The sequence below is a fragment of the Spirillospora sp. NPDC046719 genome (assembly GCF_040645715.1).
GTDB lineage: Bacteria > Actinomycetota > Actinomycetes > Streptosporangiales > Streptosporangiaceae > Spirillospora.
On the sequence record NZ_JBEYYT010000869.1, the window covers coordinates 1 to 1,596 of the forward strand.

General features: G+C 77.6%; 1 protein-coding gene and 1 pseudogene. One reads left to right on the forward strand and one right to left on the reverse strand.

Features of this window, described 5'->3' with window-relative positions:
* A pseudogene (locus tag ABZ914_RS51100) lies at window positions 1–530 on the forward strand (hypothetical protein); the annotation flags it as partial.
* Here the strand turns inward: ABZ914_RS51100 and ABZ914_RS51105 are convergent.
* Entirely contained in the window at window positions 487–1,494 is a 1,008-nt protein-coding gene (locus ABZ914_RS51105; protein WP_500201781.1) for a hypothetical protein, read from the reverse strand. The pseudogene ABZ914_RS51100 and the gene ABZ914_RS51105 sit on opposite strands and share 44 nt — an antisense overlap.
* Window positions 1,495–1,596: the final 102 nt, after the last annotated feature.

Consider the following 1,596-nt stretch of genomic DNA (forward strand, 5'->3'; position numbering starts at 1 on the left):
CGGCCGGCGTCGCCGCGGCCCGCAGGCTCGCGGGAGGCGACCCGCCGGCGGAGACGCTGCGGCGGGTGCTGTCCACGGTCGTGCTGCCCGGCCGGATGTCCTGGCACGCCGTGCCCGGGACGGCCACGACGCTGCTGATCGACTCCGCCGTCGACGGGACGGGCGTCGCCGCCGCGCTCGCCGCCGCCCGCGACCGCTGGGGCGAGGTCGACCACGCCGTCGTCTGCCTGCCCGACCACAAGGACCTCGACGGGGCCGTCCGCGCGCTCGGCGACCTGCCCGTCACCTACGTCCGGCTCCCGCAGCCGCACCTGCGCTTCACCCGGCCCCTGCCGCCGTCCTGGGACGTCGTCGAGTCCGGCGCCGTCACGCCGGAGGCGCTGGCGACCCTCGGCCACCGCGTGGCCGTGCTCGGCACCGTCTACTTCACCGGCCTGGTCCTCGACCGGATCGGCGCCGGCACCGAGCGGCTGTTCGTCCCGCCGGCTACCGCGCCGGCTTCTCGACGTCCTTCCGGATCCGGCGCATGACGTCGTCCATCAGCGAGAAGTCCGGGTTCACGGTCGCGACGTCGGACGCGACGATCCCGTAGGAGTCGCGGGTGGCCCACGCGCAGTACGTGTGCGTCTCGGCGAGCACCGCGAACGTCCCGCACTCCGCCCGGCCGCCATTCTGCCCGGGATTGCCCTGCTCACCGGAGATGAACGTGCTGGGCCGCAGCCTGCGCAGGAACGCGCCCGGCTCGCCGACCTCGCCCGTCCCGCCCACGAACAGCACGTTCGTGCGGCCCAGCGGGTCGGTGTAGACCGCCGCGCCGTTCCCGGCCACGGGGACGCCGCCGGCCCGCACCGCAGCCATGACGAACGGGTACGCCGCGCTGGCGGCCGGCTCGGTGGCGTCCTTGGTCATCCCCCCGGCGCGCGGCAGGGCGTTGATCCGCCGGGTGGACGCGGTGGACACCGCGTCGCCCTTCCCGCCCTTCCCCGCGCCGGGTTCGTCCGGCTTGAACGCCAGGACGCCGACCATCAGCACCGCGACCAGCGCCACGCCGACCGCGGCGCCGAGCAGCAGCCCGGAGACCTGCCTGCGCTCCCGCTCCGGCTCGGCCCCGCCGGGCGCCGCCGCGCCGAGCGGCGCCGGCATCGGGTGCGGCCCGGTCCCGCCCGGAAGGACGATCGGACCCGTCCCGTTCGGCAGCGGATGCCCGCCCGTGCCGCCGGGCAGCGGGTGCCCGCCGGTGCCGTTCGCCGGGACGGGGAGGCGGTGCCCGCCCGTCCCGCCCGGGAGCGGCTGCGGCCCGGTGCCGTTCGCGATCATCTGCGGTCCGGTCCCGTCGGCGGCGTCCGCCGACCACCACGGCGGCGAGGAGCCCCAGGGCGCCGGGGCGGCGGTGAACCCCCCGGGCGGCCCGCCGTCCTCGACGACCTGCTGGCGGCCCGGTTCGTCGCCCGGCACCGCGCCCGGCACGCCGGGGCGGGGAGGTGATTCGGCCATTGCTCTCCCGAGGATTCCGTACCGCCTGAAAGCCCGCGGATCACCCGGATCGTAACCGGGCGGCCGGGCCGGTGCGGACCGTTCGCCGCAGGCGGGGCGCCC